Source organism: Abyssibacter profundi (assembly GCF_003151135.1).
Classification (GTDB): Bacteria; Pseudomonadota; Gammaproteobacteria; order Nevskiales; family OUC007; genus Abyssibacter; species Abyssibacter profundi.
Genome location: NZ_QEQK01000013.1, coordinates 58,467 through 83,781, shown reverse-complemented (window position 1 = coordinate 83,781; position 25,315 = coordinate 58,467). Strand labels below are relative to the sequence as shown.

Below are 25,315 nucleotides of genomic sequence, written 5' to 3'. Positions count from 1 at the left end.
CCCTCTCCAGGGCTTTGCATACCATAGACCGTGTCGCTTTCTCGTTAACCTTCCCTGACAAAGACACCCGGCAGGTCGCAGACTCACCCGCTTGATACCGACTGGGCGGGAGACGCTTCAATGACATCGGAATATTGGTTCGAAGAGGGGTGCTACATTCTCGAGCACCTAAATTGCGCAGATGATCCGGCCGTCTCGGTCGCCCAGGCCCGCGTGCCGACCGGCGGCCAGACCCGATGGCACCGCCTTCATGGCATCCACGAGCGCTACATCCTGCTCGAAGGCGCCGGCCTGGTCGAAGTCGGTGACGCACCGGCACGCGCCGTCGGCCCCGGTGATGTGGTGCAAATCCCGCCGGGCCAACGCCAGCGGATTCGCAATACCGGGGGCTCGCAGCTGTGCTTTCTGGCGGTTTGCACACCCCGGTTCGAGCCCGACCGCTACGAAGACTGCGAGACCTGACGGCGCAACTGTGCCAGGGCGGCATCGGTATCCGGCCGCTGCCCGGTCCAGCGTTCGAAGGAAGCGGCGCCCTGTTCTACCAGCATGCCCAGCCCATCAAATACGGGCCGCTGACCACCGGCCAGCGCCCAGTCACGGAAAACCGTATGTGCCGCCCCGTAACTAAGGTCGTAACACGGCGTTTCGGCCGTCAGCAGCGTCGACGGCAGGGCGGGCATCCGGCCCGAATGCCCGGCCGGACTGGCATGGATGAGCACATCGGCCTGCCAGCCCTTGAGTGCCAGATAGGTACAGCCCTGCACAGGGCCGAAGTCGGCGAAGCGTTCGGCAATGGCCTCGGCGTTGTAGGGCGAACGGCCAGCCACGACCACCTGCGACGGGTTCTGGTCCAGCAGCGGCTTCATCAGGCCGCGCACGGCACCACCGGCACCGATGATGATCACGGTCTTGTGCGCCACGTCGATGCCACAGCGCGACGTCAGGTCGCGGATAAACCCGGGGCCATCGGTGTTATCCCCGAGCACGGAGTGGTCGACAAAATGCAGGGTATTCACCGCCTGGGCCAGCTCGGCCACCGGCGTGCGCGTGTCGCACAGCGCGAAGGCGTCGGCCTTGAATGGAACGGTGACATTGGCCCCGGCGTATCCGGTCTCGCGTAGGCGATTGGCGGTGTCGATGAACTCGCCGGCTGCGCATTCAACCCGGTCGTATTCCAGCGTCATGCCCAGCTGTTTGGCGAAACCCAGGTGCAGTTCCGGCGAGCGGCTGTGAGCCACCGGGTTGCCGATGACGGCCAGACGGATGGGATCGCTCATGCGGCCTCCTGCAACCAGCGTGCGGCATCCAGGGCGAAATAGCTCAGCACGGCATCGGCACCGGCTCGCTTAAAGGCCAGCAGGCACTCCAGCACCGCCTTGCGTTCGTCCAGCCAGCCGTGATCGGTCGCCGCCTTGAGCATGGCGTACTCGCCGGACACCTGGTACGCCAGCGTCGGCACGCCAAACCGGTCCTTCACGCGACGGACGATGTCCAGGTACGGCAGGCCTGGCTTGACCATGACCATGTCCGCGCCTTCCGCCAGATCCAGCGCGACCTCGTGCAAGGCCTCGTCGCCGTTGCCGATGTCCATTTGGTAGGTGTGCTTACCGCCACCGCCCAGGTTGCCCGCCGAGCCGACCGCATCGCGAAACGGCCCGTAGAGATCCGAGGCGTACTTGGCGGCGTAGGACAGGATCGCGGCGTTCACCCGCCCCTCGGCCTCCAGGGCCTGTCGGATCGCGGCGATGCGTCCATCCATCATGTCCGAGGGCGACACCACATCGGCACCGGCCGCCACATGACACAGCGACTGGCGGACCAGCGCCTCGACCGTGGCATCGTTGGTGACGTAGCCGGTGTCGTCCAACAGGCCGTCCTGACCATGCGAGGTATAGGGATCCAGCGCCACATCGGTGATCACCCCCAACTGCGGCACCTCGGCCTTGATGGCCTGAATGGCGCGGGGAACCAGCCCATCCGGATCCCAGGCGGCGGCGGCATCTTCGCTCTTGTGCGCGGCCTCGATCAGCGGGAACAGCACCAGGGCCGGCAGGCCGGCATCCGCGGCTTCACGCGCCGTGATGACCAGCTGGTCCAGCGACTGGCGCACGACGCCGGGCATCGAGGCCACCGGCTCGCGAATGCCCTGGCCTTCACGAATAAACACGGGAAGGATCAGATCCGCAGGCGAGAGTCGATGCTCGCGGACCAGATCCCGCAGAAACGGCTGGCTGCGCAAACGGCGCAGACGCGTGGCGGGGTAGTGTCGATCAGTCATGGCGGCGCAGTGTACTGGCTGCCCGGGTCTCTGGGCAGCCGGGCGCGGCGTTACACCGCATCGTTCAGCGCCCAGTCGTACGCATCGTCGTCAATCTCGTCGACCTGGCCGAGGGCGTCGCGCAGATCCGGCTCGGCGTACCGGCGTAGATGGCGGATCACCCCGGCATCGGAATCTCCGAAATCAGCCTGGAACCAGACGTAGATGCTGGACACCTGGAGCCGCCCACCGTCCAGCTCCACCCCCCGCGCGTCGTTCACAAAGGCCCGCGCGTTGTCGGCCAGCTGCTCGTCCACCCGGTCACCGGTATAGGCGCGCGCACGCAGATCGGGGCAGCCCAGCGAAGCGCAGTTCACCCCGTAGTGAATCAACGGATCCTTCCAGATCGGACGGAGAATGCGGTGCTCGATGTCGTTCAGCGTGAGCGACTGGCCGGCCACGGTGGCCACCGTTTTGTCCCAGGGGCCGGAGGAGAAGAATCCCGACTTGATCTTGCGGATGGTCTCCACCGGATAGGCCTGCAGGATCAGCTGCACCGTGAGGGCGTTGTACAGATTGATCCAGTACGCCTTTTGCTCGGGCCGCGACAGCTTGCGCGGGTCCCGTGCCGTGAGGGCGTCGACATAGTCATCCAGCTGCTGGCGCCCGGCTGCGTCCACCGCCCCGTAGTCCACCCGATTGGCGCCCTGTCGCCGCACCTGAACATGCGCCTGCAGCCAGTCAGTCCAGGCGCTATGGTCCACAACGTCCGCGGAATCCGCATCATGCGCGGTCCAGAAGGGCCACAGGTCTGCCTTGGGTGCGGCCTGCGCCAGGCCGGCCCAGCCAAGCGCCAGCAACAGGAACAAGCCCGTGATCGGGTGCAGGGATTGAACAGACATTCTTGAACTCCGGCTGTGCATTTGCTCAATTGGACCGGGTCGTCGTGCAAGGTTTTGCACCGAACAGCCAACATACAAGGAGACCAGCGTGAGCACCAAGCTATTGGCCATTGACCAGGGCACGACCAGCACACGCGCGATCATCTTCGATGAGTCCGGACGCATACTCGAGTCGGCCCAGACCGAATTCGAACAAATCTACCCCCAGGGCGGCTGGGTGGAACACGATGCCGAGGTCATCTGGAGCGACACCGTCAAAGTCTGTCGCGAAGTGCTGGAGCGCGTAGGCATCGAGGCATCGGAACTGGCCGGCTGCGGCATCACCAACCAGCGTGAGACCACGGTCGTCTGGGATCGCAAGACCGGACAGCCCATCCACAACGCCATCGTCTGGCAGGATCGGCGCACCGCAGACCGCTGCCGGGAACTGCGTGAGGATGACACCGATGCTTGGCTGAATGCCCGCAGTGGACTGCTGCTTGATCCCTATTTCTCGGCCACCAAGATCGCCTGGATTCTGGACCATGTGGAGGGCGCGCGGGCGCGCGCCGAGCAGGGCGACCTGGCGTTCGGGACCATCGACAGCTGGCTGATTTACAAGCTGACCGGGGGCCAGCGCCATGTCACCGACATTGGCAATGCGGCGCGGACCAACCTATTCAATATCGTCGAGCAGCGCTGGGACCCAGACCTGCTGCGCTTCTTTGACGTACCCGAGGCGATGATGCCAAAGGTGCTGGAATCCACCGCCGAGTTCGGCGTGATCGAGCCCGAACTGCTGGGCGCCCCGGTGACCGTTGGCGGTGTGGCCGGCGATCAGCAGGCCGCCACCATCGGGCAGGCCTGCTTCTCGCCCGGCATGGTCAAGAACACCTACGGCACCGGCTGCTTCATGGTGCAGAACATTGGAGAGCAATTCGTCCAGTCCAAGAATCGGCTGTTGACCACGGTGGCCTACCGCCTCAACGGCACGACGACTTATGCGCTGGAAGGCTCCATTTTCATTGCCGGAGCCGCCGTACAGTGGCTGCGGGATGCGCTGAAAATTATTGATGCCGCACCGGATACCCAGGCGCTGGCCGAGTCGCTGGAAGGTAACGATGGGGTTTATTTGGTGCCTGCCTTTGCAGGCCTGGGCGCCCCGTATTGGGACCCCGATGCGCGTGGCGCGGTGCTCGGCCTAAGCCGAGGTACGGGCATCGCCCATTTCGCACGCGCAGCGCTGGAATCGGTGAGCTACCAGACCCGGGACCTGATGGAGGCCATGAAAGCTGATGCGCTGGATGCCGTTGAACTTCGCGTCGACGGCGGCATGGTCGCCAACAACTGGCTGTGCCAGTTCCAGGCCGACATCCTGCAGTTGCCGGTTGTGCGCCCGCAGATTACGGAGACCACCGCGCTGGGCGCGGCCTTCCTGGCCGGTCTGCATGCTGGCGTTTACGACTCGCTGGACGACATCGCAGCGCTTTGGGGCGAGGACCGACGCTTCCGGCCCGACGCCTCACCCGAGTCGGTGGATGCGCTCTATGCCGGTTGGCAGGAGGCCGTGGCGCGCGTGCGCAGCGAGTGAACTTGCGGCGGCAGCGCCTGCCCAAGCAGCAGGCTTTCCCATCGCATCCCGGTGCCGCCCATGTTTCGATTCCACCCTGGATTGACCGCACTGCTGCTGGCGGCAGCCTGGCTGTCGGGCTGTCATCGTGGCGCCGACTCAGCCCCACCCGCGGCCGACCCGCAGCGGATCAATCTGTTCGGTGAGATCCGCACCAGCGACGGACACGGCCTGCATGACGGGGCCACCATCGAAGTCCGGCTGCGCCCCGCCCGCCCGGAGGCGTCTGCAGTGGCTGTCACGACGTTGCAGCCCGCCGGCGCTCCGCCGTATGCCTTCTCGTTGGTCTATGCACCTGCGGACCTGGCCGCTGATCAGCGCTACGTGCTGGACGCCCGGGCCCGCACCCGCAACGGCGAGCTCACACACGTCAGCCGCAGCCCCGCACCGCTACCGATCGGGGAGACCTCCGTACCGATTGATCTGCAGATCAGCCCGCAGCAACCAACCAGCCAGTCCGACTCGCCGGTCATCACCGCCTACGCCTGCGGTCCGGTGGAAGTCATCGTTCAGCATCAGGGGGCCAGCGTGACCGTGTACGGAGCAACCCATACACCCCTGCAACTGCCACGTGTGCCCGCCGCCTCGGGCACGCAGTATCGCGACGACGCCGGCCATCGCTTTTGGTCACATGGCCAATCCGCCCGGCTGGACGTCGACGAACAGGTCCGCGCCTGTCAGGAGCGTCCGGCCGGTTCGCGAATGGCTGCAGCCCGCTTGGCCGGTGCCAGCGTCTATGCGGTCGGGCAGGAGCCGGGCTGGTTCTTGACCATCGTGCCCGACGACCGGGTCACCTTGGTCGCTGACTACGGCAGCGAGGTCATCGTCGCGCCACCGGCTCAGGTCAAACCGGTGGCCGGTGGCCGGTGGCTGGCATTACCGCACGCAAAGCGGGTCAGGCGACCTGCGCATCGACGTCGCGGAAACCCCCTGTACCGACGCCATGTCCGGTGCGCGCTGGCCGCGCACCGTGGTCGTACGGTTCGAGGACCGCGAACTGTCCGGTTGCGGCGCCCGCTGGGACACGGCCCGACAACCTGCAGGGCCGCCTGGCTGACGCGCCGCGCACAGCACCGCACAATAGCCGGCCGATTCTCTGGCGCAGTGCCCGTGTCCGACCCGATTCAAGTGGCCATGACCGTCATCGTGGCCCATGCCCTGGCCGTGGCCAGCCCCGGCCCCGACTTTGCCGTGGTGCTGCGTCAGGCCATGACCCAGGGCCGCGGCCCCGCGCTGTGGACCAGCCTGGGCATCGGGCTCGGCATCGCCGTCCACGTCTGCTACGCCTTGCTGGGTATCGCCTTGGTCATCAGCCAGACACCCTGGCTCATGGGCGTCATCCAACTGGCCGGAGCGGCCTATCTGCTGTGGATCGCCTGGCATGCACTGCGGGCCCAGCCCAGTGATGAAACCAGCGTGGGCAACGGCCGACAGGCGCAGACCGCCTGGCAAAGCCTGCGGCTGGGCTGGGTGACCAATGTGCTCAACCCCAAGGCCACCCTGTTTTTTCTCGCCCTGTTCACCGTCGTGGTCGGGCCCGGCCAGCCGCTCTGGCTGCAGGGGGGGCTGGGGGTTTGGCTGTGCCTATCGACTGCGGCCTGGTTCAGCCTGGTCTCGCTGGTGTTCACGGCTTCGGCACCACGGCGCTGGTTTCTGCGCCGGGCCCATCTCATCGATCGTGGAATGGGGGCGGTTCTGGTCCTGCTGGCTGCACAACTCATCGGATCGGCCCTGGGGCAGCTCACATGAGCCTGGCCATCGCCTGTCTGACGCTGGATGCGCCCGACGATTTCGTCATCGACGATCCGCTCATGCACGCCGAGCTGCGTGCCCGCGGCCACCAGGTCACCGAGGTGCCTTGGCGCAGCGGCCCGCGCTGGGATGATTTTGATCTGGTGATCATTCGCACGCCCTGGGATTACCAGCAGGCACCACAGGCGTTTCTCGATGTTCTCGCCACAATCGACGCCAGTTCGGCGAGCCTGGCCAATAGCCTCGCGGTGGTTCGCTGGAATCTGAGCAAGCGCTACCTGCTGGACCTGGCGCAGGCCGGCGTGCCCATCGTGCCAACCCGCTGGCATGATCCGGGCGCCACGCCCGGTGACATCGCGGCCGCCTTTAAAGCCTTCGACTGCGACGAGCTGGTGATCAAACCCCAGGTCAGCGCCAATGCCGACCACACCTATCGGCTGGCACAGGCATCATGGGGTGACCAGTCCGAGCAGCTCACGGCGGTATTCGCCAGCCGCGCCTGCATGATCCAACCGTTTCTGCGCTCGGTGACCGAGCTGGGCGAATGGTCCTTGTTCTATTTTGGCGGCCAGTACTCCCACGCCATTCGCAAATGCCCCAAACCGGGGGATTTCCGCGTGCAGGAAGAGCACGGCGCCGAGATTCTGGCCGACGAGCCCCCCGGCGTATTGCAGGCGTTGGCCGAACGCGCGCTGGCGCAGGCTCCGTCGAAACTGCTGTATGCCCGCGTTGATTTTCTGATGGACCAGGGCCAACAGCCGCGCCTCATCGAATTGGAACTGATTGAGCCTTCACTGTATTTCCGCATGCAGCGTGACGCCGCTCACCGTTTTGCCGATGCCGTCGACCGCTGGCCGGTGGTTTCGTCGTCAAGGCGCATGGGATGATCAGGCGGTCGCTTAGACGGCGACCACAACGTCGGACAGGGGACAGGCCAGTGCCTGACGCACTCCGACGCTTTGATACGCACCTTCAGCGGAGTAACAAGATGATTCGAACCCTTGGTCTGGTCAGCGCCTTGGCGCTGCTGCCCACGCTTGGGCATGCCTACGAACCCAACCTGGGCGTGGCGGCCCGCGTCAGCACGCTGGGCTTGAGCCTGGAGATGACCACGGGCATTACGGAGACATTCAATCTCCGCGCCGGCGTCAACCAGTACGACTACGACTACGACCCAGAGCCGGAAGAGGATTCCGGTAACGAGCTCACCTATAACGGCTCGCTGGATCTCTCATCGTTGGCCGCCTATGCCGACTGGCACCCCTGGGGCGGCGCGTTCCGACTATCCGCCGGTGTGGTCTTTAACGGCAACGAGATCGCCGCCTCGGCGCGCTGCGAGCAGGCCAGCTGTGAGGTGGGCGATCAGAGCTTCGATGCCGATGACATCGGTACGATCAGCGCACTCATCGATTTCGACAGTGTCGCACCCTATGCCGGCCTGGGCTGGGGCAATGCGGTGGCCGCCGATACCGGCTTCGGCTTCCAATTCGACATCGGCGTGATGTTCCAGGGTTCGCCCGGCGTGTCGCTGAGCAGCGAAGGTTCCTGCCAGGGATCGCTGGGCAGCAATCCCACCGCCGACTGCCAACAGGAACTGGATGAGGCGCTGGAGCGGGAAGAACAGGAGCTCCAGCAGGACGCCGACGACTTCGACCTTTATCCGGTCATCTCCTTGGGTGTTCGCTACAAGTTCTTCTAAGTCACCACTCCGACCCGGCCCTGCCGAACTAAAAGCCGGCGTTCGGATCTGCCAAATACACGCGCTCGGCTGCGGTGCTCACCCGGCCGAGCGCGGTGTTGCGATGAGGAAACCGCCCATAGCGCGCGATCACGTCGCGGTGCGCATGGGCAAACTTCAGAAAATACTCAAACGGTCCCTGCTGATCCGCCGGCACATCATCAACCAGGGCGGCGAACAGGCGAACGGATGCGTCCTGATCGACCAGCGACTCACTGTGCTCCAGCGGCAGATAGACAAACACGCGCTGCACCGGGCGCAGGCGACGGTCCCCGCCACGGCGGAGACACTGCCGGGTGAGTCCGCGGGCCAGTTCATCCAGCGCAAAGGCATCGGCCTGATCGCGATAAAGATTGCGGCGGAACTGGTCGGTCAGCAGCAATAGCGCCAGCAGGCCCGGTTCCGTGCTGGTCCAGTGATTGAGCTGGCCGCGGGCCGCCGCTTCGACCAGCGGGCCGAAGTCGCGGCCGATCGTCGCGTCGATGGCGGCCGACTTGCCCCACCACAGATCACCCTGCCGCTGGGCGATGTCGGCATCGCTCGCCGCCGCGTCACCAAACCAGAAATCCAGTATGGCCTGTTGCACCTGGCTCATATCCCCGAAAAGAACCCCTTACGGCGGAAGAAGAACAGCAGGCCGCCGGCCAGGGTGACCATGCCCGCTAAGGTCACATAGTAGGCATAAGGGTGGTGCAGTTCGGGCATGTTGTCGAAGTTCATACCGAAGATGCCGGCAATCAGCCCCAGTGGCAGGAATACCGCCGAGAGAATCGTCAACGTCGTGACCGTCTGATTGGTGGCGTGGGCCACGGCCGAAAAATGGAGCTGCACGGCCGACTCCACATCAGCCTGCTGCGCAGCGGCGTGGGTTTGCACCCGCACCACATGCTCGGACAAGTCGTTCAGCCGAACCAACTGAGACTCCGTCAATTCGAAGCGCGTCTGCCGCCGCCAGGAATCCAGGGCTTCCAACTGTCCGGCCGAGAGCGATTCCAGCTTGCGGGCCTGCTTGCGCGTGTTGAGCAGCGCCTTCCAGTCGTTAAACGGATTGTCGGGGTCGAGCAACGACTCCTGCAGCTCTTCGAACGCCCGGCCCAGCGGCTCACGGATGCCCAGGTAGCGGTCGATCATGACGTCGAGGATGAAGTGGGCCATGCCGATGGGCGTGTTCGGAATCCGCGCCACCGAGCGGTCGATGATGCGCCGGGAGGCGGTCTCGAAGGACACATTATCCGGTGCACGCACGGTGACCAGCAGACGATCAAACAAGAAGAATGCGGCCGTGCGCGTCTCGATCTGATCGTGCCGGGGGTCAGGGCCCAGACCCTGGAATACGATGAGGTCGTACTCGGAGGTGCCATCGTAATGTGAGGGATGGGCCGCATTGTTGCCATCCACCATATGCTGCTGGAGCAACGTGGCACCGCTGAGTTGCTGGGCGAGTTCATGCCAATCGCTGCGTTCGCCGCGCACGAAGTCCAGCCACAGCATCCGGCCGTCGACATGATCTTCCAGACGCTCCAGCACCCGCGGGAACTGACCGTCTGCAAATTCGATGATCTGCATCTGCATCCTCACAAACAAAACGGGCGTCGAGGGAATCACCCATCGACGCCCGTCGAGGCTAGCAGTCCGAGCCGCCGACCCGAAAGCCGTCCAGCCCTCTGCAGAACGCGACCACGCCGGGTGGCGCGGGGGTCCTGCGACCGGGTTTAGCCCAGCAGGTCTTCCACCGCCGCGCGCTCGCTGCGCAGCTCATCTTCGGTGGTCTTCATGCGCTCACGCGAGAAAGCGTTGATCTCCAGATCCTGCACGATCTCGTAGTCACCGTTCTTGCAGACCACGGGGTAGCTGTAAACGATGCCGGGCTCCACGCCATAGCTGCCGTCAGACGGAATGCCCATGGACACCCAGCCGTCCGAGCCAAGCGCCCAGTCGCGCATGTGATCGATGGCGGCCGAAGCAGCCGAGGCGGCCGAGCTGGCACCGCGCGCCTTGATGATGGCGGCGCCACGCTGCTGCACGGTGGGGATGAAATCGTTCTCATACCAGGCCTGGTCCACCAGACTCATCGCCGGCTGACCGTCGACGGTGCACTGGTGCAGGTCCGGGTACTGGGTGGCGCTGTGGTTGCCCCAGACGACCATGTTGTCGATGGTGTTGATCGACTTACCGGTCTTCTCGGCCAGCTGTGACAGGGCGCGGTTGTGATCCAGGCGCATCATGGCGGTGAACTGGCGGTGATCCAGGTCCGGCGCGTTCTCGCGCGCGATCAGCGCGTTGGTATTGGCCGGGTTGCCTACGACCAGCACGCGCACATCACGGCTGGCGTGATCGTTCAGCGCCTTGCCCTGCACCGAGAAAATGGCGGCGTTGGCCTGCAGCAGGTCCGCCCGCTCCATGCCCGGGCCGCGCGGACGCGCGCCGACGAGCAGGGCAAAGTCGGCGTCCTTGAACGCGACCTCGGGGTTGTCCGTGGCTTCGATGCCGGCCAGCAGCGGGAACGCACAATCATTGAGTTCCATGACCACGCCCTTGAGCGCGTCCATTGCCGGGGGGATCTCCAGTAGCTGGAGAATGACAGGCTGGTCCTTGCCGAGCATGTCGCCCGCAGCGATGCGAAATGCCAGCGAATAGGAAATCTGGCCCGCCGCTCCGGTGATGGCAACGCGAACAGGTTCGGTCATCGTGAACTCCGACGTCTACAAAAAAGGGGCCGGGAGCATAGCGAAACGCCGGCAGGACGGCCACTGCCGGCCGTCGTGACGCCGCCCTGAACAACCGGCGTGTGCTACTCGGGCGGGACCGGCAGCGTCAGGAAGAACGAGGTGCCCACCCCGGGGTTGGACCGCAGCCACACCTGGCCGCGATGGCGCTCGATGATGCGCTTGACCGTGGCCAGCCCGATGCCGGTGCCCTCGGTCTTGTCCTGCGGCTGCAGGCGCCGGAAGACCTCGAAGACGCGGTCCTGGTGGTGGGGGTCGATCCCGATGCCGTTGTCGCGAACCTCGATCTCCCACATCGTGTCCTTGCGCTCGGCCCTGACCTCGACCATGGGTGCATCATCCGTGGGTCCATACTTGATGGCGTTGGAGAACAGGTGGCAAAACGCCTTGACCAACTGCGATTCATCCCCGACCACCAGCGGCAGCACCGCGTGGTGACAGCGAAATCCGGCGGCCTCGATGTCCTGGGCCATACGGCGTTGCGCGGCGATCACCACGGTCTCCAGCGACACGGGGCGTAGGGGTCGCCCATGCGTATGGATACGAGAGAATTCTTTGAGATCGGTAATCAGCGACTCGATCCGACGCACCCCGCTGACAGCGGTATCGATGTAGTCCATCGACTCGGCATCCAAATCGCTTTGGTGACGACGTCGTAGCAGTTGCAGAAAACCACCGATCATCCGCAACGGTTCGTGCAGATCCCGTGTCAGGGTGTCTGCAAACTGCGTGAGCTCGGTGTTTGCTGCCCGCAACCGGGACATCGCCAGCTCGAACTCACTGGCCTCGGGCGTTTCACCGCTCACACGGCGGATGATCGACAGCACGGCTGGCCGGCCCTTAAAGCTCACCGACACGCCGCGGGCCTCGGCCCAGACTACGCTGCCGTCGGCCTGCACCAGACGCCGAACCAGGGGCTCCAGCGATTCGCCGGCCTCGATGCGGCGCTGGCGTTCCATGGTCTCATCCAGATCATCGGGGTGCATGAGCTCGCTCATGCTCCGCCCCAACAAGCGCTCACGGGGAACCGGGCCAAACATCTGCGCCGCCGTCTCGTTGGCAAAGACCACCCGTGCGTCCTGGATGACCACCATGGCATCCGGCGCCGCATCCATTAACCGACGGAAGCGGACCTCGCTCTCCGCCCGTGCCTTCTCGGCATGGAGGGCATCGGTCGCGTCATGGGCACTGAACACCAGATACTGCTGGCCATCGATAGGTGCCGGTCGCGCCCGGACTTCCACCAGCCGGGGCTGGTCACGCTGGTCCAACAGGTGACAGCGAAACTGGACCGGTGAACCGGCCGCCACGGTGGTCAGGGCCGATTGCACGGATGCGTGATCGTCCGGTGCGATGAAGCGGAACATGCTGGTGCCCACCGCCTCCCCGGTGTCGAAACCGACGATTCGGCTGATGGCCGCACTCACGTAGACGACCGTGCCGTCCGGCGTCACGGCACCATTGAGATCCTGGGCGACATCGGTAATCGCCAGCAGCAACTCGCGGGAAGGGAAGGGAGTCTCCATGCGCGGGCTAATCTGCCGGTCTCATCGCAGGGTCGCAAGCGGTGGCTGGCCAACCACCCCCCGCACGCTGACCAATGCGGCAGCCGTCATCAGCAACATGCCCGCCAATGGGCCTGTCCACCACAGGTCGGGGCTGGCGACATAGGTCATGTCGAACACGCCCCGAGCCAGTGCGGCGGCGATGAGTTGCGCAAAACCCGCAGCCAACAAGCCGGACAGCGCACCCAGCACGCCAAACTCCGTGAACATGGCCTGGCGCAACACCCGGCGTGAGGCACCCAGGGTCCGCAGCAACGCGGCCTCACGCCGACGCTGGTCCCGCGTGCCCTGCAGCGCTGCCATCAACACGACGAGACCGGCCAGCAAGGTCAGCGCAAACACCGCTTCGACGGCCAGGCTCACCCGGTCCATGACGCGGCGCACCTGGGCGATGAGTGCATCCACATCCAGCACGGTGATGTTGGGCTCGGCGCGAACCAGATCGAGCAGCGCCGTCTTGCCCTCGGGCGGCAAATGGACACTCGTCAGCCAGGTCGCATCCACCTCGTCCAGCAGGCCGGGGGGCACCAACAGGAAGAAATTCACACTGAAGCTATCCCACTCCACGGCGCGCCGATGCACCACCTCCAGATCCAGGGTCTGGCCCGCAAAATCGAAACTCAGCCGATCACCCAACGTCCATCCATAGGACTCGACCATGTTCTCCTCGATGGAGATCCACGGCTGGCCACGACCGTCTTCGCCCCACCATTGGCCGTCGATCGTCGTGTTGTCATCACCCAGCTCTGCGGCCCACGACAGGTTGAAGGCACGCTCAAGCCGCTCCCGGGCATCGGGGTCATCGTACTGCTGGGCTTCCACGGCGTCGCCGTTGACCGCGATGAGCCGCCCCCGGGCCATGGCGTGCAGCGTCGGTTCGCCCAGCCCCCGTTCGGCGAAGAACCGGGACACGGCATCTCGCTGATCAGACTGGATATTGATCAGAAACACGTTCGGCGCGTCCTCGGGCAGGCTGTCGCGCCAAGTGGCCAGCAGATCGCCACGGACCACCACCAGCAACAAAAGGACCGTCAGCCCGGTGCCCACCGCCACCAGCTGCAAGGTAGCATCGCCGCGGCGCCGTGCAATGTTGGCCAGGCCGTAGCGCCAGGCACCGCCGCTTCGATGTCGTAGCCGTTGCACCAATTGCGTCAGTCCCAGCGCCGCCAGGGCCAGCGCACCCAAGGCCAGCGCCGCGCCGACAAACACCGTCAGGGCCAGACGCAGATCACCCGCCTGCCAGATCAGCAGACCCGCCACGGTCGTGGCCGCCACCAGTCCGGCGCCCCAGACCGACGCCGCTGGCGGCCCCAGGGCCTGCTGCAGCACCCGCATGGGCGGCACATGCCGCAGGCGCAACAGGGGTGGCAGGCCGAAACCGATCAGGGCCACGGCGCCCGTCGCCAGGGCGGGCAGCGCCGGCCACAGCGGCGGTGGTGGCAGGCTCATCAGCACCAAATCGCCGATGACCCGCACCAGTATCCACTGACCCAGATAACCGCAGGCCAAACCGATGAGCCCGCCCAGCACGCCCAGGCGCAGCAACCGCAGCAGCTCCCCGCGCAGAATCATGCGGCCCGTTGCGCCCAGCGTTTTGCGCAAGGCCACGGCGTCGCGCTGGCCGGCCGCGTATTGCACCGCCGACAGGGCCATCGCGACGCCGGCCAGCAGCACCGCCGACAGCGCCGCCAGGCCCATGAACCGACGCGCCCGTCCCAGCGCATCGTCCAGTTCCGGCCGGGCCTGCTCAGCCGTGGTCCAGCGCTGACCGCTGGCGAGCTGCTCGGCCGTGGTCTCGCGCAGCCGGGCCAGTGCATCGGCCGGGCCCGCCACCAGTAATGCGTATCGCGCTCGGCTGCCGGGCCCCAGCAGGCCGCTGCCGGACAAATCGTCGATGTGCAGCATCAGTCGGGGCGCAAGGGTGGTGAAACCGCCTCCGCGATCCGGCTCATAAGCCAGAACCTGCGTGACCACCAGTTCACGCTGCCCCACCCGCACGGACTCACCCAGCGTGAGATTAAGCTCGGCGTACACGCGCGGGTCTACCCAGGCCTCACCCGGCGCCGGACCGCCACGGCGCAGCGATTCCGGGCCGTAGGGTTGGTCGGCCACACGTAATTCGCCGCGCAGCGGATAACCATCGGACACGGCCTTGATACCGGCCAGCGACGAGGCCTCACCGGCGATCACGACGCTGGGAAACGTCACCGTGCGAGCGGTGCGCAGCCCCAGACCCCGTGCCTGGTCTTCAATGGTCGCGCTCACCGGTTGGCTATCGCGGGTACGCAGGTCTGCCGCAATCGCCTCACCGGCCTGCTGCGCCATGGCCGCCTCGATGCGCGCGGAGAAGAAGGCGACGGCGCTGGCAGAGGCCACCGCAACGGCCATGGCCACAACCAGCAACCACTGGTCTGCGTCGAGTCGCTTCATGCAGGTGTTGCCGTCTGCAGGCGACCATCGCGCATGGTGAGGCTGCGCTGGCACCGGGCCGCGAGCGTTGCATCATGCGTCACCATCACCAGCGTGGTCCCGTTGCTGGCGTTCAGTTCGAACAACAAATCAGCGATTTTGCGCCCGTTGTCCGCGTCGAGATTTCCGGTCGGCTCGTCGGCGAACAACACGACTGGCTGGGGTGCGAAGGCGCGCGCCAGGGCCACCCGCTGCTGCTCACCGCCTGAGAGCTGTCGCGGCCGGTGTGTCAGACGATGACTCAGCCCCACCTGATCCAGCGCTGCGCGAGCGCAGGCCTGTGCATCGGGCAGGCCGGCCAGTTCCAAGGGCAGCAGCACGTTCTCCAGGGCTGTCAACGCGGGCAGCAGCTGGAATGACTGAAATACAAAACCGATCCGGCCTGCCCGCGCCCGCGCTCTGGCGTCCTCGTCCAGGCGGTGCAGGGCCTGGCCGTCCAGCCAGATCTCGCCGGCCGTGGGTCGATCCAGCCCGGCCAGCAAACCCAGCAGCGTGGACTTGCCCGCACCCGAGGCACCGACGATGGCCAGTGACTCGCCGGCCGCCACCTCCAGATCAACCTGATCGAGAATGGTCAGGGTTTCCTGGCCACTGCTAACCTGCTGGATCACCTTGTCTGCGCGAATCATGTTGCTCAAGCGTTTCCTCTGGATGGTGCTGGCCGTCGGCTGGTTATTCGGTGGCTCGGCCGCCGCGGATGCCGACACCCCCGTGGTGCTGGTGCTCGGTGACAGCCTGTCGGCGGCCTATGGCATACCGCGCGATGCAGGCTGGGTCGCGTTACTACAGGCTCGGCTGGCCGAGGCAGGCTATCCACACCAGGTGGTCAACGCCAGCGTTTCCGGCGAGACCACCGCCGGTGGCCTGCGCCGACTGCCCAAGCAACTCGCGCGCCACCGCCCCGACGTGCTGATCGTCGAACTGGGCGGCAATGATGGCCTGCGCGGCCAACCGCTGCCTGCCCTGCACAACAATCTCCGTGCGATGGTCGAGCAAGGCCAGCAGGCGGGCGCCCAGGTGGTGATCTTCGGCATGCGGATTCCCAGCAACTACGGCCCGGCCTACGCCGAACAGTTTCACCGCAGCTTTGCAGCCGTGGCCGAAGCCACCGGTGCCGCGCTGCTGCCGTTTTTTCTGGCGCCCATCGCCCTGGACGAGCAGGCCTTTCTGCCCGATGGCATCCATCCCAATGCGGCGGCGCAGCCGCGCTTGCTGGACCACGCCTGGCCTGTGTTGGAGCCCCTGTTCAAAACCTCTACATCGGATTGAATCCAATCTCCAAAGCGCTGCGAACTGGGCAGTAACCTTTCTGGAGTCTGAACATCATGCGGATCGCCGTGATCGGATCCGGTGTGGCGGGTTTGGGGGCTGCCTGGTCCCTGTCCCGCCAGCACGAGATCACCCTGTTCGAAGCTGCTGACACGCCCGGCGGGCATACCAATACCGTCACGGTCGACTCGCCCGATGGGCCCCTGAACATCGACACGGGGTTCATCGTGCACAACCCGGTGAACTATCCGAATCTGATCCGGATGCTGTCCATGCTGGGTGTGACCACCCAGCCCAGCACCATGTCGTTTGCGCTCAGTGCAGGCGACGGGGCCCTGGAGTATTCCGGGGGCGGACGGCTGACCGGCCTGTTTGCCCAGCTCAGCTTGCTGTTCCGGCCCAGTCACTGGCGCATGCTGTTCGACATCCTGCGCTTTTTTCGGCTGACCAAGCAGCTGCTGGCCAACGACGAACTCGCCGACGTCACCCTGGGCCAGTTTCTGGACGATCACGGGTTTTCAGATGAGCTGCAACGGCGATTCCTATGCCCCATGGCCGGGGCGATCTGGTCCACGCCGGCCGAGGCGACACGCGCCTTCCCGTTCCCCGCCTTCGCCCGTTTCTATGAATCACATGGGTTGCTGAATATCTTCAAACGTCCGAAATGGCGAACGATTAGTGGCGGCAGCCGGCGTTATGTGGAGGCCATGCTGGCCGACTTTCGCGGTGAACTCCGCCTGTCCACGCCGGTGCAGGCCCTGCGTCGGACGGATGCCGGCGTCATGGTCACCACCGCTGCGGGGGAGGAGCGATTCGACGCCGTGGTCTGCGCGGTCCACGGCGACATCGCAGCCAGAATGCTCGCTGATGCCGACGAGGACGAAGCCGCCGTGCTGGGCGGCGTGCAGTACGCCGAGAACCGAGCGATTCTGCACACGGACACGCGACTGATGCCGCGCCGCAGATTGACCTGGTCCAGCTGGAACGTGCTGCAGACCGCCGATACGCTGGATGCGTCACCCGTTTGTCTGTCGTACTGGATGAACCTGCTGCAGGCGCTGGACACGGAGGAGGAGTACATCGTCACCCTCAACCCTATCCGCGAGCCCGACCCACGGCGCGTGCTCTACGAAACCGTGTACACCCATCCCCAGTACACCCCAGCCATGATGGAGGCTCAGCGGCGGCTGCCGGAGATCCAGGGCAAGCGGGGCATCTGGTGGTGCGGCGCCTGGACGGGCTACGGCTTCCACGAAGACGGTTTCACCTCGGGCCTGAACGTGGCCCGGGCCCTGGGCTGCGCGCCACCGTGGGAGGCCGATGCGGGTCCGTCATGAACGCCGCCCTGTACAGCATGCGCGTGATGCACAAACGCCACGTGCCGCCGTTCTACCGCTTCGTCTACCGGCTGTTCTACCTGCTGGTGGATATTGACCAGCTGGACTCGGTGAGTCGCAGGCATCGGCTATTCAGTCACAACCGCTGGAATCTCCTGGCCGTTTACGATCGGGACCATGGCAGGCGGCAGGAGGGTCCGCTGCGCCCCTGGGTCGAAGCCACCGTGGCTCGGCACGGCATCAAGCTGGACGGAGGCCCCATTCAGTTGCTTTGCATGCCGAGGATTCTCGGCTACGTGTTCAACCCCATCAGTCTTTATTACTGCCATGATCAAGGCGGTGCGCTTCGGGCCATCGTGGCCGAGGTGAACAACACATTCGGGGAGACACACAGCTATGTGTTGCACGCCGGGGGGCAGGCCATGGATCTGGACCACGAATTCGTTCGACCCAAACGCTTTCACGTCTCGCCGTTTCTCGATGTGAGCGGTGAGTACCGCTTTCGCTTCGAGCGCCCGGATGCATCCATCCGGGTGCTGATCAACGAATGGGACAACGAGCAGGCCATTCTGACCGCGACCATGGCGGGAACACGCCGGCCGCTCAGTAGTGCGGCCATTGTTCGCTGGTTGGTAGGCATGCCCCTGCAAACCCTGAACGTGGTAATCCGCATTCATTGGCAGGCGCTGAAATTGTGGCTGCGAGGCGCCGGGTACCGACCCCGGCCCGCGCCGCCTGGAGAGGAGAGTACGGGATGAATCAGGAACAACAGACGTTGAACATGCAGGCGGTGCACCCTGGCACGGGCCATTCACCGGGTGTGGCGATCTCCGCCATGCTGTGGATGCTGCGCGGCCTGAAAATCGGCCGGCTGGATGTGACCCTGCCGAACGGGTCCCTGCATCGGTTCCGTGGACAGGAGTCCGGCCCACATGGGCATTTGCAACTGCGCAACGGCGCGGTGCTACGCAAGGTGCTGCTGGGCGCGGCGACCGGGTTTGCCGAGTCCTACATGGATGGCGACTGGGATTCCCCCAACCTGGCCGAGACGCTGCACGTGCTGATGCTCAACCAGGAACACTATCGCGGGCCTTATGACCGCAACCCGCTGGTGCACTGGATGGGGCGTGCGCTCCACGCCATGCGTGCCAATACCAAGACCGGCAGCCGTCGTAACATCCAGGCGCACTACGATCTGGGCAATACGTTCTACGAGCTGTGGCTGGACGAGACGATGACCTACTCGGCGGCCGTGTTCGAGCCGATGTCCGAGGATCTGGCCGCGGCCCAGCATCGAAAGTACCAGGCCATTCTCGATCGACTGGACCTGCGGCCCGAGCATCACTTGCTGGAGATCGGCTCCGGCTGGGGTGGGTTTGCGATCCACGCCGCCCAGACCACAGGCTGTCGCATCACCAGCATCACGCTCTCCGATGAGCAACTGGCCGAGGCCCGGCGCCGCGCCGAAGCAGCCGGAGTCGCCGACCGTGTGGAATTCCGGTTGCAGGACTACCGTGACCTGCGTGAGCAATTCGACCGCGTCGTCTCCATCGAAATGTACGAGGCCGTGGGCGAGGCATTCTGGCCCACGTACTTCCGAACCATTCGGAACGTCCTGCGCCAGGACGGTGTCGCCGTGCTCCAGGGCATCACCATCGATCACGCCCACTTTGATGACTACCGCCAGCGCATGGACTTCATCCAGAAGTACATTTTCCCGGGCGGCATGCTCGCCAGCCCGGAGGCGTTTACACAGGCCGCGGCCGATGTCGGGCTACAGGCCGACCGCCCGGACTTCTTCGGCCCCCATTACGCGGAGACGCTGCGCCGCTGGCATGACAAGGTGTTGGAACATCGCGATGCCATCGTCAGCCAGTTCGACGAACGCTTCCTGCGCATGTGGCGCTACTACCTGGCGTACTGCGAATGCGGATTCGATGATGGCCGTATCGATGTCATGCACATCGCGCTGCGTCACGCGGACTAGGCCCCCATCACCGGCATGAACCCCATGCTACGCCGGCGGCAGCTGGCCGCCTACGGCGCCTTGGGGATGCCGCTCACGGCCCTGCTGCTGCCGCTGGCGATTTTCCTGCCGCCGTACTACGCACAGCTGCCCGCACTGACCACCGGCCTGGTGGGGGCGCTTCTGTTTGGCGCCCGCCTTTGGGATCTGGTCACCGACCTCGGCGTGGGCTGGGCCTCCGACCGTACCCGTTCCCGTTTCGGCCGCCGCCGACCGTGGATCGTGCTCGGCACGCCGGTGCTGCTCGTGGGTGGGTGGTATCTGTTCACGCCGCCGGACACGGCCACCTGGGTTTATCTGCTGGGCTGGTCGCTGGTCGCCTACCTGGGCTGGAGCATGATCATGCTGCCCTACCAGACCTGGGGCGCCGAGCTGTCCACCGACTACGACGAGCGTTCGCGGGTCACCGCCGCCCGCGAGATCTTCGCGGTGGTCGGCACACTGGTGGCGATCATCCTGCCCAATGTGTGGATGCAGCAAGGAGGCGACACCGGCGACGGTCTGGTAGCCCTTTATGTGTTTCTGCTCGCCAGCTTGCCGATTTGTTTGCTGGTGTTATTGCTGGGCGTGGACGAGCCCACTCGCCACGGCCACGCCGGCCTGGACCTGCGCGGCGGTCTTGCATTGATGCGGAACAACCGCCCGTTTCGCCGCTTGCTGTTCGCCTATCTGCTCAACGGCTTTGCCAATGCCTTACCGGCCGTGCTGTTCGTGTTCTTTGTCGAACATCGACTCGAAGCCAGCCAGGCCGAAATGGGCATGGCTTTGGTGGTGTATTTCCTGTCGGCCGTGGTCGGCCTGCCCATCTGGCTGCGGGTGGGACGCCACTGGAGCAAACATCGGCTGTGGTGTGCATCCATGGGCTGGGTGTCGGTCGTGTTCGCATTCGCCCCCTTGCTGGGGCCGGGCGACCTGGCCGGCTACCTGGTGATCTGCGTGCTGGGTGGGGCGTGTCTGGGGGTGGATCAGGCCATTCCAGCCTCGATGCAGGCCGATGTCATCGACGAGGACACGGCCGCCGGCGGCGGCGGGCGCGCCGGGCTTTACTTTGGCCTGTGGGGTCTGGCCACTAAGCTGGCCATTGCCCTGGGCGTGGGCATCGCCTTCCCGGTGCTGGATCTCGCGGGTTTCGACGCCAAAATCAACAATGACGCCACGGCGCTTTGGACGCTGGCGTCGCTGTACGCGGTGCTGCCCGTGGCGATCAAGCTTTGCGTCATTCCGGTGGTTTGGAATTTCCCGCTGAGCCGCGACCGACACGCGCAGCTGCAGGCGCGCCTGCAAGCCGCGGGCACCGGCTAAAGCCGCATGCGCCGGGAAGCTTGCGCGGGCTCGGCCGACTGTGGCGACTCCAGATAGGCGAAGCACTGCTGCTCCAGGCCCTGCGCCCAACGCCGGGTCTCTTCCGGCGACAGACCCACAACAATCGCGTAGCGACGGCCTCCCCAAACACTCAGGTGCAGGGTCTCGATGGCCTGCGGCGACGGCGGGTGCGGCAGATCCTCGCAGGCCGCCAGCACCCGACGCCAAAGCCCCAGCAGTTCCTCATGAGCACGGCGCTGGTGCTTGGGCTCGGCCACAAGGGGTTCAAGCAGATACATGTCGGCGTTGAGCCAGACGCGAGGCAGTTTCTCCAGGCCGCAGAGAATCTGCAGCATGCGATGTATCCGCGCCTGCCAGCTCAACCCCTCTGGGTCCACTGCGGCCGCCTGAACAGCCGCCATCAGTGACTCGATGCAGTAGCGCACATAGCCGGAGTACAGCGCCAGCTTGTTGGGAAAGTACTCGTACAAGGTGCCGACGGCCACGCCGGCTTCCAGGGCCACGGCCCGCGTCGTCAGCTTGTCCCAGCCGTCGCGTTGCCATATCCGAACAAAGGCCTCGAACAAAGCCTCCACGGTCACCTGCGCCCGGGCCTGCTTCGGCCGTTTGCGTGGCTTGCTGTCGGCCCGTGGCAACAGGCTGATCTGGGGGCGGCGTGACCGGGGGCGGGCCGGCGTCCTGGCGTCTTGTCGCATATCCGAACCCGCTGGCTACCGCCGTTGCTTACAGTAGATCGACCATTGCAGATGGGCCCTTGGCCCACAACCCCGAGGCCGGCGAATGACCACCATCACGCAGTTGCAGACCCGACGCGACCAACTGGCGCAGACCCGCATCGCTTCGCGCTCGCGCCCCACCTTGTCGACCGGGGAGGTGCTGCTGCGCATCGATCGCCTCGCCGTCACCAGCAACAATATTACCTATGCGGCCTTTGGCGACGTGCCGCATCTGCGCTACTGGGATTTTTTCCCGACCGATGACCCGGACTGGGGGCATATGCCCGCCTGGGGCTTTGCCACCGTGGAGAGCTCGACGGTTCCCGGCGTGGAGGAGGGCGAGCGCTACTATGGCTACTGGCCCATCGCCACGCATGACATCGTGCAGCCCGTCCGTGTCACCGAGCGGGGTTTCTACGATGGTCGCAAGCACCGCCAATCACTCACTTCGGCGTATAACCAGTACCAGCGCTGCACCACCGATGCGGCGTATCGACCGGAGACCGAGGATTTGCAGTGCCTGCTCCGGCCGCTGTTCATCACCTCGTTCATGCTGGCGGACTTTCTCGAAGACAACGCGTTTTTCGGCGCCGAGCAGCTGCTGTACTCCAGCGCCTCCAGCAAAACCGCGTTTGGCACGGCCTTCTGCCTGCGCCACGCCTCGCCGGGGCAAACGGGGATGACATCGGCCGGCCATCAGGCCTTTGTCCAGGCCCTGGGCTGTTATGACACATCAGTGGATTACGGCGGCTTATCCGACCTGGACGCCACCCGGCCGACGGTTTACGTCGATTTTTCCGGTCGGCAGGCGCTACGCCAGCAGGTGCACCAGCATTTCGACCAACACCTGACCTATAGCTGCTTTGCCGGCTCCGCACAGTCCCAGGACTTCTTGACCCCGGAACAGGCGGCCGCGTTACCAGGCCCCAAACCCGAGCTGTACTTCGCCCCGTATCAGATTCGCAAACGCAACGCCGACTGGGGGGCTGCCGAGGTGACGCGGCGGTTCAATCAGGCGCAACTGGCGTTTTACGACTTCGTGCGCGACCCGCAACACTCACGTCTGACGCTGACGGAGCACAGCGGATTGCCAGCCGCGCAGTCGCTGGTGGCGGCCCTGGTTAACGGCCGGATCGATCCACAGCAGGGTCACATCGTCCGACCCCAACCAGCGTAAAGCCAGAAACGACTGGGCGGGGTGCCACCTTGCGTGGCACCCCGCCCGACCAATCCGCTGCTTACAGCAGGTTGGATGAGTTAGCTGCGCCGCAGATCAAAGCGATCCAGCTGCATCACCTTGACCCAGGCATTGACGAAATCCTCGACGAACTGGCGTTCGCCATCATTCGCCGCGTAGACCTCGGCCACTGCCCGCAACTCGGCATGCGAGCCAAACACCAAGTCCACCGGGGTCGCGGTCCATTTCACCTGTCCGGTGGCGCGGTCCACGCCCTCATAGAGGCCATCCGTGTCGCTGGCAGGCTGCCAGCGTGTGGACATATCGAGCAAATTCACGAAGTAGTCATTGCTGAGCTGACCGACGCGATCGGTGAACACACCATGCTGCACGCCCTGGCTGTTGGCACCCAATGCCCGCATTCCGCCGACCAGCACCGTCATTTCTGGCACGGTCAGTTCCAGCAACGCCGCGCGATCAACCAGCATGAGTGCCGGTGACAGGTAGGCCTCGTCCGAGTAGTAGTTGCGGAACCCATCGGCCTTGGGCTCCAGCACCGCGAAGGACTCGACATCGGTTTGTGCCTGGGTGGCATCGGCCCGTCCCGGGATGAACGGCACCGTCACATCGTGACCCGCGGCCTTGGCGGCCTGCTCAATGGCCGCTGCACCACCCAGCACGATCATGTCGGCCATCGACACCTGCTTCTTCTGGAAGAAACCGCCGTTGAAGTCGTCACGAATCTCGCCCAGGGTCGTCAGCACCTTCTGCAGCTCAGCCGGGTTGTTCACGGCCCAGTCTTTCTGCGGCGCCAGGCGAACACGGGCGCCATTAGCACCACCGCGCATGTCTGAGCCACGGTAGCTCGCCGCCGAGGCCCAGGCCGTGCGCACCAATTCGCCCACGGTCAGCCCGGAATCGAGAATCGCCTTCTTCAGCTTGGCGATGTCCTTGGCTTCGATCAGCGGAGTGTCCACCGCGGGGACCGGGTCCTGCCACAGCAACACCTCGTCCGGCACGCTGTCACCGATGTAGCGGGCGCGCGGACCCATGTCGCGGTGGGTCAGCTTGAACCAGGCCTTGGCAAAGGCCAGCTCGAATGCCTCTGGGTTCTTGCGGAACCGCTGCGAAATCTCGCGGTAAACCGGATCGAACTTCAGCGACAAATCTGTCGTGAACATGATCGGCGCGTGGCGCTTGGTCGGATCATGTGCGTCCGGGACAAACTTCAGCTGATCGGCATTCTTCGGTACCCACTGGATGTGGCCCGTCGGGCTGGTGGTCTGCTCCCATTCGAAGTTGAACAGATTGTCCAGGTACTGGGTCGTCCACTGGGCCGGACTGGCGGTCCAGGCACCTTCCAGGCCACTGGTGTAGGTGTCCGCACCCTTGCCGGAACCACAGCGGTTCTCCCAGCCGAATCCCTGCTTGTCCACCGACTCGGCGGCCGGCTCCGGGCCGACACAGTCCGAGGACTTGGCGGCACCATGCGCCTTGCCGAAGGTGTGACCTCCAGCGATGAGCGCCACCGTTTCCTCGTCGTTCATGGCCATGCGGCCGAAGGCTTCCCGAATCACCTTGGCGGCGGCGACCGGATCAGGCTTGCCACCCGGTCCCTCGGGGTTCACGTAGATCAGGCCCATCTGCGATGCAGCAAGCGGGTCCTGGATCTTGCCGTCACCATGGAAACGGTCCGAGGCGAGCATCTTGCGCTCGGGCCCCCAGTACACCAGATCGGCTTCCCAGTCGTCGGTGCGACCGCCGGCAAAGCCAAAGGTCTTAAAGCCCATGGATTCCATCGCCACCGTCCCGGCCAGCACCATCAGGTCAGCCCAGGAGATGTTGCGGCCGTACTTCTGCTTAACCGGCCACAAAAGCCGCCGTGCCTTATCCAGGTTGGCATTGTCCGGCCAGCTGTTCAGCGGCTCGAAACGCTGCTGACCGCCACCGGCGCCACCGCGACCATCGGCCGAGCGATAGGTACCGGCGCTATGCCAAGCCATACGGATGAAGAAGGGACCGTAGTGACCGTAGTCGGCAGGCCACCAGTCCTGCGAATCCTTCATCACGGCTTCGAGATCGGCCTTAACGGCGTCCAGATCCAGCTCGGCGAACGCGGCGGCGTAGTCGAAGTCCTCGCCGTAGGGGTTGGACTCGCTGGCCTGCTGGCGTAGCGGAGTCAGGCTGATGGTGTCCGGCCACCAGAATTGATTGGACTTCGCCGTTTGGGCCGATGCGCTGGACGGAGCCAGCGTGGGCAGACCCACGGCGGCGGCCATACCCAACGCAACAGCAGCTTTTGATGCAACTGACATCATGATTCGTCTCCCAGAACGAATGAGTAGGGGGCAGCCTTGGATATTCATCGTTGAAAGGCTGGTGTTGGGAGACTATTAATCGGCCGCGACGATGTACAACCGGTTGTTTCGATATGGATCATCGGTAGAAC

The 25,315-nt window shown here is 65.0% G+C and carries 22 protein-coding genes; 11 read left to right on the top strand and 11 right to left on the bottom strand.

What is annotated here, in order from left to right; genetic code table 11:
• Positions 1-120: 120 nt before the first annotated feature.
• On the top strand, positions 121-462 hold the full coding sequence (locus DEH80_RS14125) for a cupin domain-containing protein (RefSeq protein ID WP_109721155.1): 342 nt from the start codon (positions 121-123) through the stop codon (positions 460-462).
• Here DEH80_RS14125 and aroE read toward each other — a convergent pair.
• Genes aroE through DEH80_RS14110 form a run of 3 tightly spaced genes read right to left on the bottom strand, consistent with a single transcriptional unit; the run spans position 441 to position 3,159 of the window.
• Positions 441-1,277 (bottom strand): shikimate dehydrogenase, encoded by an 837-nt coding sequence (gene aroE / locus DEH80_RS14120; RefSeq protein ID WP_109721154.1) that lies wholly within the window; start codon positions 1,275-1,277, stop codon positions 441-443. The two genes, DEH80_RS14125 and aroE, sit on opposite strands and share 22 nt — an antisense overlap.
• The gene (gene hemB, locus DEH80_RS14115) at positions 1,274-2,278 is read right to left on the bottom strand and encodes a porphobilinogen synthase (RefSeq protein WP_109721153.1); all 1,005 of its coding nucleotides are present in this window, start codon (positions 2,276-2,278) and stop codon (positions 1,274-1,276) included. Before hemB ends, aroE begins: the two co-directional genes overlap by 4 nt.
• A 50-nt stretch (positions 2,279-2,328) precedes the next feature.
• The gene (locus DEH80_RS14110) at positions 2,329-3,159 is read right to left on the bottom strand and encodes a DUF547 domain-containing protein (RefSeq protein WP_109721152.1); all 831 of its coding nucleotides are present in this window, start codon (positions 3,157-3,159) and stop codon (positions 2,329-2,331) included.
• A gap of 88 nt (positions 3,160-3,247) precedes the next feature.
• Here DEH80_RS14110 and glpK point away from each other — a divergent pair, with 88 nt between their 5' ends.
• The 4 genes from glpK (at position 3,248) to DEH80_RS14090 (ending at position 8,219) form a co-directional block, all read left to right on the top strand.
• Positions 3,248-4,729 carry a glycerol kinase GlpK gene (glpK, locus tag DEH80_RS14105; protein ID WP_109721151.1) on the top strand — a complete coding sequence of 494 codons (1,482 nt, stop codon included), beginning with the start codon at positions 3,248-3,250 and terminating at the stop codon, positions 4,727-4,729.
• Positions 4,730-4,789: 60 nt separating this feature from the next.
• A complete protein-coding gene (locus DEH80_RS17455) occupies positions 4,790-6,517 on the top strand; it encodes a LysE family transporter (RefSeq protein ID WP_109721150.1) in 1,728 nt (575 codons plus the stop codon).
• Positions 6,514-7,407, top strand: a complete 894-nt coding sequence (locus DEH80_RS14095) for an ATP-grasp domain-containing protein (RefSeq protein WP_109721149.1) — start codon at positions 6,514-6,516, stop codon at positions 7,405-7,407. The genes DEH80_RS17455 and DEH80_RS14095 overlap by 4 nt, the downstream gene beginning before the upstream one ends.
• A gap of 101 nt (positions 7,408-7,508) precedes the next feature.
• Positions 7,509-8,219, top strand: a complete 711-nt coding sequence (locus DEH80_RS14090; protein WP_109721148.1) for a hypothetical protein — start codon at positions 7,509-7,511, stop codon at positions 8,217-8,219.
• A gap of 28 nt (positions 8,220-8,247) precedes the next feature.
• Here DEH80_RS14090 and DEH80_RS14085 read toward each other — a convergent pair whose 3' ends face one another.
• The 6 genes from DEH80_RS14085 to DEH80_RS14060 form a co-directional block, all read right to left on the bottom strand.
• A complete protein-coding gene (locus tag DEH80_RS14085; RefSeq protein WP_207774612.1) occupies positions 8,248-8,844 on the bottom strand; it encodes a DUF924 family protein in 597 nt (198 codons plus the stop codon).
• 5 nt (positions 8,845-8,849) lie between these two features.
• Positions 8,850-9,824, bottom strand: coding sequence for a magnesium transporter CorA family protein (locus DEH80_RS14080; protein ID WP_165831478.1), 975 nt, complete (start codon positions 9,822-9,824; stop codon positions 8,850-8,852).
• A gap of 146 nt (positions 9,825-9,970) precedes the next feature.
• Positions 9,971-10,945, bottom strand: a complete 975-nt coding sequence (locus DEH80_RS14075) for a malate dehydrogenase (RefSeq protein WP_109721145.1) — start codon at positions 10,943-10,945, stop codon at positions 9,971-9,973.
• Positions 10,946-11,049: 104 nt separating this feature from the next.
• Positions 11,050-12,510, bottom strand: a complete 1,461-nt coding sequence (locus DEH80_RS14070) for a sensor histidine kinase (protein ID WP_109721144.1) — start codon at positions 12,508-12,510, stop codon at positions 11,050-11,052.
• A 21-nt stretch (positions 12,511-12,531) separates the two neighbouring features.
• Positions 12,532-14,979 (bottom strand): ABC transporter permease, encoded by a 2,448-nt coding sequence (locus DEH80_RS14065; RefSeq protein ID WP_109721143.1) that lies wholly within the window; start codon positions 14,977-14,979, stop codon positions 12,532-12,534.
• A complete protein-coding gene (locus DEH80_RS14060; RefSeq protein WP_109721142.1) occupies positions 14,976-15,647 on the bottom strand; it encodes an ABC transporter ATP-binding protein in 672 nt (223 codons plus the stop codon). Before DEH80_RS14060 ends, DEH80_RS14065 begins: the two co-directional genes overlap by 4 nt.
• Here DEH80_RS14060 and DEH80_RS14055 point away from each other — a divergent pair.
• From DEH80_RS14055 to DEH80_RS14035, 5 genes are read left to right on the top strand one after another with little or no spacing between them, the layout of a single operon-like run.
• Positions 15,631-16,287 carry an arylesterase gene (locus DEH80_RS14055; RefSeq protein ID WP_243412823.1) on the top strand — a complete coding sequence of 219 codons (657 nt, stop codon included), beginning with the start codon at positions 15,631-15,633 and terminating at the stop codon, positions 16,285-16,287. The two genes, DEH80_RS14060 and DEH80_RS14055, sit on opposite strands and share 17 nt — an antisense overlap.
• Positions 16,288-16,343: 56 nt before the next feature.
• Positions 16,344-17,624 carry an NAD(P)/FAD-dependent oxidoreductase gene (locus tag DEH80_RS14050; RefSeq protein ID WP_109721141.1) on the top strand — a complete coding sequence of 427 codons (1,281 nt, stop codon included), beginning with the start codon at positions 16,344-16,346 and terminating at the stop codon, positions 17,622-17,624.
• Positions 17,621-18,382 (top strand): DUF1365 domain-containing protein, encoded by a 762-nt coding sequence (locus tag DEH80_RS14045; RefSeq protein WP_109721140.1) that lies wholly within the window; start codon positions 17,621-17,623, stop codon positions 18,380-18,382. Before DEH80_RS14050 ends, DEH80_RS14045 begins: the two co-directional genes overlap by 4 nt.
• Positions 18,379-19,611, top strand: coding sequence for an SAM-dependent methyltransferase (locus DEH80_RS14040; protein ID WP_109721139.1), 1,233 nt, complete (start codon positions 18,379-18,381; stop codon positions 19,609-19,611). Before DEH80_RS14045 ends, DEH80_RS14040 begins: the two co-directional genes overlap by 4 nt.
• A 15-nt stretch (positions 19,612-19,626) precedes the next feature.
• Positions 19,627-20,952 carry an MFS transporter gene (locus tag DEH80_RS14035; protein WP_109721138.1) on the top strand — a complete coding sequence of 442 codons (1,326 nt, stop codon included), beginning with the start codon at positions 19,627-19,629 and terminating at the stop codon, positions 20,950-20,952.
• Here DEH80_RS14035 and DEH80_RS14030 read toward each other — a convergent pair.
• On the bottom strand, positions 20,949-21,668 hold the full coding sequence (locus DEH80_RS14030; protein ID WP_109721137.1) for a TetR/AcrR family transcriptional regulator: 720 nt from the start codon (positions 21,666-21,668) through the stop codon (positions 20,949-20,951). The genes DEH80_RS14035 and DEH80_RS14030 overlap by 4 nt on opposite strands.
• Positions 21,669-21,753: 85 nt before the next feature.
• Between DEH80_RS14030 and DEH80_RS14025 the strand changes: the two genes are divergently transcribed.
• Entirely contained in the window at positions 21,754-22,866 is a 1,113-nt protein-coding gene (locus DEH80_RS14025; protein WP_109721136.1) for a DUF2855 family protein, read from the top strand.
• An 80-nt stretch (positions 22,867-22,946) separates the two neighbouring features.
• Here DEH80_RS14025 and katG read toward each other — a convergent pair whose 3' ends face one another.
• Positions 22,947-25,181, bottom strand: coding sequence for a catalase/peroxidase HPI (gene katG / locus DEH80_RS14020; protein WP_109721167.1), 2,235 nt, complete (start codon positions 25,179-25,181; stop codon positions 22,947-22,949).
• Between the last annotated feature and the right edge of the window lie 134 nt (positions 25,182-25,315).